General features: G+C 46.9%; 8 protein-coding genes. 3 read left to right on the forward strand and 5 right to left on the reverse strand.

What is annotated here, in order from left to right:
- Positions 1-239 precede the first annotated feature (239 nt).
- The 5 genes from V6C93_RS11785 to holA all read right to left on the reverse strand — a co-directional run bounded on the left by V6C93_RS11785 (position 240) and on the right by holA (position 3,957).
- Positions 240-974 carry an urease accessory protein UreF gene (locus tag V6C93_RS11785; RefSeq protein WP_333476850.1) on the reverse strand — a complete coding sequence of 245 codons (735 nt, stop codon included), beginning with the start codon at positions 972-974 and terminating at the stop codon, positions 240-242.
- Between the two features lie 101 nt (positions 975-1,075).
- Positions 1,076-1,528 (reverse strand): urease accessory protein UreE, encoded by a 453-nt coding sequence (gene ureE, locus V6C93_RS11790; RefSeq protein ID WP_333476851.1) that lies wholly within the window; start codon positions 1,526-1,528, stop codon positions 1,076-1,078.
- A gap of 25 nt (positions 1,529-1,553) precedes the next feature.
- Entirely contained in the window at positions 1,554-2,060 is a 507-nt protein-coding gene (locus V6C93_RS11795) for a DUF4168 domain-containing protein (RefSeq protein WP_333476852.1), read from the reverse strand.
- A 231-nt stretch (positions 2,061-2,291) separates the two neighbouring features.
- Positions 2,292-2,768: a DUF4168 domain-containing protein gene (locus V6C93_RS11800; RefSeq protein ID WP_333476853.1), complete on the reverse strand. Its 477-nt coding sequence runs from the start codon at positions 2,766-2,768 to the stop codon at positions 2,292-2,294.
- Between the two features lie 205 nt (positions 2,769-2,973).
- The gene (gene holA, locus V6C93_RS11805) at positions 2,974-3,957 is read right to left on the reverse strand and encodes a DNA polymerase III subunit delta (RefSeq protein WP_333476854.1); all 984 of its coding nucleotides are present in this window, start codon (positions 3,955-3,957) and stop codon (positions 2,974-2,976) included.
- 33 nt (positions 3,958-3,990) lie between these two features.
- On the opposite strand from holA, the gene V6C93_RS11810 reads away from it, so the two are divergent.
- From V6C93_RS11810 to cbiE, 3 genes are all read left to right on the forward strand, one after another.
- A complete protein-coding gene (locus V6C93_RS11810; protein WP_333476855.1) occupies positions 3,991-4,779 on the forward strand; it encodes a DUF1868 domain-containing protein in 789 nt (262 codons plus the stop codon).
- 380 nt (positions 4,780-5,159) lie between these two features.
- Positions 5,160-5,783: a cobalt-precorrin-8X methylmutase gene (locus V6C93_RS11815; protein ID WP_333476856.1), complete on the forward strand. Its 624-nt coding sequence runs from the start codon at positions 5,160-5,162 to the stop codon at positions 5,781-5,783.
- A 249-nt stretch (positions 5,784-6,032) separates the two neighbouring features.
- Positions 6,033-7,087 (forward strand): precorrin-6y C5,15-methyltransferase (decarboxylating) subunit CbiE (gene cbiE, locus V6C93_RS11820; protein ID WP_333476857.1); only part of this gene is annotated, 1,055 nt, incomplete at its 3' end.

The following is a 7,087-nucleotide window of genomic DNA, read 5'->3' on the forward strand; positions in this document are numbered from 1 at the left end:
GAATCGCCCCTGATCCAGCTTTGTCGTAGTTTAGTCAGTAAATCTAACTAGATCGGCTTTGGAAATTTATACTTCTTTTCGAGTATAGATCATATCCCATGCGATAGATCTACGTAAAGAGGGGGACTTTGTCTGAGCTAAATGGCCTAATCAGCGGTTAGGCAGGTAATGGGTTCGAGTAGCTTATCAACTTTTATTTACGTAGATTCACGTAATTCTATGATTCACGTAGTTCTATACTAACTCCGGAATAAGCGCGTATATTGAGTTTCGTGAGCCATACTGGCGATCGCCAATCCCCAGCCACAATTACTTAATTGTTCATCGTCCAAGGATAAAACGTCTTGAGTGCATCGAGTGAGGTTGACGCTAAGGTCAAGCAAGAGCTGTTGACCGACCGTCTGACCCAGGGGGATGAGTTTCACCCCAGCATTGATGAGATTAGATGCCCAACTGTGTAAGTAGCCTAAGACACACCCTGTGAGGTCTATTTGCCAGTATGCGGCAGCAAGGCCAAAAGCGATCGCATAATTACACGGTGTACCCGTAGCGGACGCTAAATCCTGTATGGGCAGAATTTCTGGAGTGGTTGGGGAAGGTGATAAATCCAGAAGCAGCCGCATTAGAGAGTTGCCCATCTGCCAACTTTGCGATCGCAACTCAGCAGTTTCCTTGGCGGCTGTCAGCCAAGCATTCCAGTATCCTAACGCCTGAACATTCCCGCTGACAACACTCTGATAGGCACGTATCATCACGGCGGCTTCCAAGCGAATCGCCCCATACCGCAGTTCTTGTTCTAGCCATTGCCACAAGTGTTCTTGGTTATTAACTACACCCGTTTCAACTAATAGTTCCAAACCATCAGAATAACTATAGGCACCGACAGGCAGCGCTGGGCTAGCCAGTTGCAACAGATGCAAGAGGGAAGAGGGTAGGAGGAACTGGGGACTGGAAAAGTTTTTTTCATCCTTCATGCTGGTTCCTAACCCCCAATTCTTTAACAGTCAAACAGTGAGCATTTATCTCCTGACCAACTATCGGTAGGTCTGGTGTCAAACGGCTCACTGTTCACTGTTCACTGTTCACTGAAAAGGTGATGATGCCCGTAAGCCCCGCTTTCAGGTTGAAAGGATACCACTTCCTCCTTGACAGTCACTCCTAAGTGGTTCAGCATGGCCTGCAAAACGGGGTCAGGAGACAACCGTAAATAGTTAGGGGCAACCTCTAAAAGCACATGGCGATTACCCAAATGATAGGCCACTCTAAGCAAATCCACAGCCCTCTGAGATGTCACTGTGATTACAGGTTCTGGCTTAGCCACAATCCGTACAATCACATCACCCTCCTCGGATTGTAGTAAATCCCCATCCTGTAAGACAGTACCTCGCGGTAAGCGCAGATAGACAACTCGACCCTCAGGCACTTCAAAGCGGTGGCGTGTCCGGGTACGTTCCTCAGCCGTGAGCGAGAGGGTAAAGCTGACAGGTCTGTTTACCTCAGCACTCAGACGTTGTGTAAAAGTCAGCATCAGCAGGAAATCAGAGTAGCACTGATTAGTTGGGTTGAAGGCGAACTAATTCACTTTGAATGCGTTGTTGTAATTCCGGATTGGACTGGGCCCTGACGGTAATTTCATTAAATCTACCTGTTGTCAATCCTTCATTTTCAATAAATTTCTTGGATCGCTGGCAGTAGTTCACCGCAATCCCTTGAATATCTTTTGAGAGAGCTGTTATGGATTTTGCCTCCGTGCAAGTAACGTCAGGAACAGTCTCATTACGGGTCATCTTCTGAATTTCTTCGTAGGCCGCTTTACGGTTTGTGTCGATAGATAGAACAGCTCTGGCGTAACTTTCGATGTCCTCTGTACTGACTGATGTCACAGTGGGAATAGGCGTCGGAGAATTAGATGCTGAATTAGAACCACATCCAGACAAAATCGCTGTAATTCCGGTAAGCCAACCGATGACTACCAAGAGTCGGAGAGAGGCCGCTAGAGAAATGGGGGTTCTCTCCAGAAATACACTGAGGGGATTGAGAGATATTTGTTTGTGCTCCACTTTATTTCCCTTCTGAATTCTGCTTAGTTAAGGTTGACACAACACAGCGAAGGGGTTGTTCATCAATTAAAGATGGTACATGAGGTCGCCCAATCCTGAAAGTATCCCTGTAGGACTGACGCACGCAACTGTCAGGCTTCAATAATCCCCAAGCCCTGCCCATAAGGGGACAGGGCTAATCCACAATCGTAAATCTAAAATCCAAAATCGGTTGACCCTGCCTGTAAGAGCCTAAGAACGCTGGAGCTGTCTATCTCTTTCCTTGATTACCCGTCTTTCTAAATTCGGATCATCTTGCCGCAGCTTTGTAATGGTGTTGTAGCGAATATTCAAGAGGCCCTGTTTCTCGATTAAATTTTGAGCCTGAGAGCAAAAACGCGTCCAAATAGCAGCCACTTCAGTGGAAAGTCCTTCCAAGGAGGAGCAAGACCGAATTTCAGGCACTGTGCCATTGTTGGCTCTTTTAATCTCGTCGTAAGTCGCTAAACGTAGAGCTTCCACTTTTAAGGAAGCACGAACGTATCGTGTCAATTCATCAGCCGTCACATCTTGAGCCTGAGCTGAAGACGTGAAGACAAGGGTATGCAAGTCTTTAGACAACCCAGGTGTAAGTCCTGCAAGAAGACTAATAGTCGTCAGAGTTCCTATTAGTAGGCACTGGGAGAATATTCGGGTTAAGTCAGGTCGAGAACAGTAAGAAGTCATCATGACGAGCGCGTGGGACTATAAAACACCAAACACAAACCACAGAGGGCTAGTATTTTCTGAACTATTTTACGGGGCATAAGTTCCTCAGAATGCATGAAATTTAAGTCAACGAGGTCTGACGTAGTAGTAAGGGGGAAAGGGTAGAACTAGAAATAGGAATGGATTGTGAATTCAACCCAGAACTTACATGTCCAATCCCTTTAAACTAATTCTTACAAATTTGACAGAGTTCTATGACTTTAGTTTGTAGGGTTGCCAAAGGTTCGCCACCTCTTTTCAGCTCGAATTCTAACTCTAGCAGCACCCGTAGAGTTGAAGTCAGTTGATTCGGAGAAAGGGACTGAACCTCCCTGGTGATAAAGTAAATTCGTTTGGGGTTCCCCACCTCAGCTGCCGTAGCGATCGCTTTTTGGTCACGTTCTCCCGCACTCACCATCAGCTTTACCCATAGCCAGGTACGAAATTGCCCGATTAAAGTGGCAACAATCCTCAAGGCTGGTTCGTTTTTATTGATTAAGTCAGCCACCAATCCTAACGCTTTGACCCCATCTCCCTGGAGAATCGCGGCGGCAAGTTGCAAACTGTTTTGCGTATTAGCTGTGACTAGGGTAGCAATTGTTTTTTCATTTAACGGTTTGACTGAATCCCCAATATAGAGTTGCAATTTTTCTAGTTCGTTGAGCAGCTGCCGAGTATCGTTACCAACTGACTGTGCCAACAGTTGGGCGGCTGCATCTGTGAGTTTGACGCCAACCTCTCTAGAATAGGCGTGTACCCGCTGCACCAGTTCTTCTGTTTTCCAAGGGGGGATGAGAGAAAACTCCTGGATTACGCTATACTTTTGCAGCAGTTTAGTTGATTTAATACGCCCGTCAGGTCGATTGCGCGTTGTCAGTAACAAAATAGACTCTTCTGGAATCAAAGGTAGAGTACGCTCTAGTTCTGCTAGCAAATTTTCTGAACATTGCTGGCACACTGTTGTCTCTACTAACCAGACTAGGCGCTTACCCATGCCAAACGGTGGAGTCAGTGCTTGATTCAGCCCTTGGATGACGGCATCTGGTTGGTCGGGGGGAATTTTGTCATAGTTAAAATTAGCCCAGTTGGGGTCGAGGACTGACTTGCGCAGTTGGTTTACAGCTTGTGTCAGGGTAAAGTCATCTTCTCCCCAGTAGAGGTAAATTGGCATAGTAAACACCCAAGGTTAGAGAGGGGATCGAGATTGGACGAGACTTTTCAAACATATTTAAATCGGGTGGCACGGCTGACGCTACCAGCAACATACAAGTCCCAGTTGCAACATATTCAAGAGTCACCCAAGTTTAAGCTTCTCCCAGACGGCAGCAGACAGGCGGCACCGTTTCCAGGGTACTCAGTGGTTACACCCCCCTGGGAGGAAGAGTCGGAGAATTCTGCATTCTACACTCCCTTGGAAGTGCTGCAAAAAAAGCTGTTGCAGGAACTAGACCCTGGTTTAATCGTACTAGTACCTCCTGAGAGCTTTCATTTAACTCTGGCGGATTTAATTTGGGATAGTGCCTTCCGCGATCGGGAGAATGAAAATCCCAACTTTGAGGAGCAACTACAAATCCGTATCGGGGAGAGCTTTCAAAATTATCAGAAGTTACTGAGTAACGGTAATCCGATTTGCTGGCAACTGTTAGGGATTATGATTCGCCCTCGTGCGATCGCCGTGTGTTTGGCACCCCAAGACGAAGACTCTTACAAACGAATGTTGGATTTTCGCCGTGCTATCTACCAAAGTTCAGGTCTAATTGCCTTAGGGATTGAGCAACAGTATCACTTTACGGCTCACATTACCCTGGCCTATTTCGGGGAAATATCACCAGACTTAGATCGCGATCGCCTTGCTGACACGCTATCAAAATTAAGTCAGGAAGCGCTAGAAGAGGAATTAGCGCCCCTGTGTGCTAGGCGGGTGGAATTGCGGAAATTTGACGATATGGTGCGCTACTATCGTAAACCTGACTGGCCGGTTTTAGAGTTCTAAAGTTGCCAGCCTTCAGCTATTAGGAATTTATTCACAATCGATGAGATGTATCTTTCAAATTTTGAATTTTTCCACGACTTATTGTTTCATCCGAGTGCAAAATTCACCATTCCATTCAGACTGATGCGCTGATCGGCTACTGTACTCCCACCACGACGCCTATAGTTTAAGATCGGTTTTTTATGAAGCCGTAGCTCTTAAACCTGAGTTCGATATAAAAGGCTTCTCAACGAAATAGTCAGGGCTTTAGGCTCTCTTTCGGTACAGAGAATCAAAGCTTTCAGCTTATATCGAACTCAGGTTTTTTAAGACGAACCACTCCAGGCACAGAGTTCGCAGAGTACAGAGCAAGAGGAAATATAGAGATAGGAGAATTGACGATGAACTTGCCCATCCATCCGATCATGGAGCAAAGTTTTGCCGTCATTGATCGAGAAATTGGCAAACATAACTTTAATCTTGCTGAGTATGCCATTGTCAGGCGAGTTATTCACAGTACGGCTGATTTTGAATTTGCCCAATTGATTCGGTTTAGTGAAGGTGCGATCGCATCTGGCATCAAAGCTATCCAACAGCAAACACCAATTATCACCGATGTCGGGATGGTGAAGCAGGGGGTAGCGGGAATGGTGGCGAAAACCTTTGGCAACTCCCTGATTGCGGCTGTCGAACAGGTATCGGAAGCGCTACCGGGAAAGACTCGCACAGAAACCGGGTTAATCCAATGCTTTGAGCAATATCCAGGCGCGATTTATGTGATTGGCAATGCCCCCACTGCCCTGCTTGCTTTGTGTGCCCAGCTTCCATGTTTACCCATTCAACCCGCATTAGTGATTGGTGCACCCGTCGGCTTCATCTCGGTGAGCGAATCCAAGGAAGCTTTGGCACAAACCTCAGTCCCTCAGATTTATGTTGAGGGACGTAAAGGCGGTTCACCCGTTGCGGCTGCCATTCTTAATGCTTTAATGGTTTTGGCTTGGGAGAATCAAGCGGTTACAGGTTGAATAAGGGTTGCAGGTTGAAGGTTAACAAGTTGCAGGTTAAATAAGGGTTGCAAGTCAGTTGTAAAACTAACTTTTGGGGAACGCTAACGCTAACGCCGAATGGAAACATTCAATCTGAGTAACCTACCCCTACCCTTCGGGAACGCCTATGGCGAACGGGAAACGCTACGCGAACAACGTTCAACCTTCCAACCTTCAACTTTTTCTGAGTAACCTTCAACGTTCAACCTTCCAACCTTCAACTTTTTTATGGCAGAAGTACACGTTGTTGGCATTGGTTTGGATGGCGCAGCTGGATTAACGGATACAGTGCGGCAGGTTGTGGAACGGGCAAGTTTATTAGTGGGGAGCGATCGCTTGCAGAGCTACTTTCCCAACCATCCGGCTTCACGCCTGGTATTGGGAGATTTTATCCAGACGATTCGAGACATTCGCTCCCAACTAGGGGCAGGTGAAACCAATACATGTATTGTCGTATTGGCGAGTGGCGATCCACTCTTTTTCGGCTTGGGACGACTGTTATTAGAAGAACTGCCTCGAGAGCAGTTGACTTTTCATCCCCATACCAGTTCAGTTCAGCTCGCCTTCAACCGAATTAAGGTGCCTTGGCAGGATGCCTGCGCGATCAGTATCCACGGACGTTCGATGGAGTCGTTGACAGTTGCGCTACAGCAGGGGGTTGAGAAGATTGCCGTACTGACGGATGGGACAAATACGCCTGGTGCGATCGCGCGTTTGTTAGTGGCTATGGATTTATCCAATCGCTACGAATTTTGGGTTTGTGAAAATTTGGGAGGCAGTGATGAGCGAGTTCAATGTATATCAGTAGATGAGTTATCACACAAAACGTTCGCGCCGCTCAATGTGGTTGTATTACTGCGTAAGTCAGAGCTAGATGACAAACCCCTAGATGTTAACTCTCTCCCCATGATGGGATTACCGGACGAGATATTTTTAAGTTTTAGCGATCGCCCCGGTTTGATGACGAAACGTGAGGTGCGGCTTCTCATCTTGGGAGAACTAGCACTGCAACCAGGGTTAACCATCTGGGACATCGGCGCTGGAACGGGTTCGGTTTCGATTGAGATTGCGCGTTTGTCGGTAACTTCTCAGGTTTATGCGATTGAGAAAACGGCGATCGGAAGTACTTTAATTGAACAGAACTGCCAACGCCTCCAGGTGAAAAATGTTACCTCAATTCATGGCAATGCACCGGGGATTTTGCAGCATCTTCCAGCACCCCAGCGCGTTTTTCTGGGCGGGAGCGGGGGAAATTTAACCGCCATTCTCGATACCTGTAACGT

Source organism: Allocoleopsis sp. (assembly GCF_036703385.1).
Lineage (GTDB): Bacteria > Cyanobacteriota > Cyanobacteriia > Cyanobacteriales > Coleofasciculaceae > Allocoleopsis.

What these genes read in the sequence shown, in the direction of transcription:
- holA (WP_333476854.1), bottom strand. Translation starts at nt 3,957, where the DNA reads ATGCCAATTTACCTCTACTGGGGAGAAGATGACTTTACCCTGACACAA.
- ureE (WP_333476851.1), bottom strand. Translation starts at nt 1,528, where the DNA reads ATGCTGACTTTTACACAACGTCTGAGTGCTGAGGTAAACAGACCTGTC.
- V6C93_RS11800 (WP_333476853.1), bottom strand. Translation starts at nt 2,768, where the DNA reads ATGATGACTTCTTACTGTTCTCGACCTGACTTAACCCGAATATTCTCC.
- V6C93_RS11785 (WP_333476850.1), bottom strand. Translation starts at nt 974, where the DNA reads ATGAAGGATGAAAAAAACTTTTCCAGTCCCCAGTTCCTCCTACCCTCT.
- V6C93_RS11815 (WP_333476856.1), top strand. Translation starts at nt 5,160, where the DNA reads ATGAACTTGCCCATCCATCCGATCATGGAGCAAAGTTTTGCCGTCATT.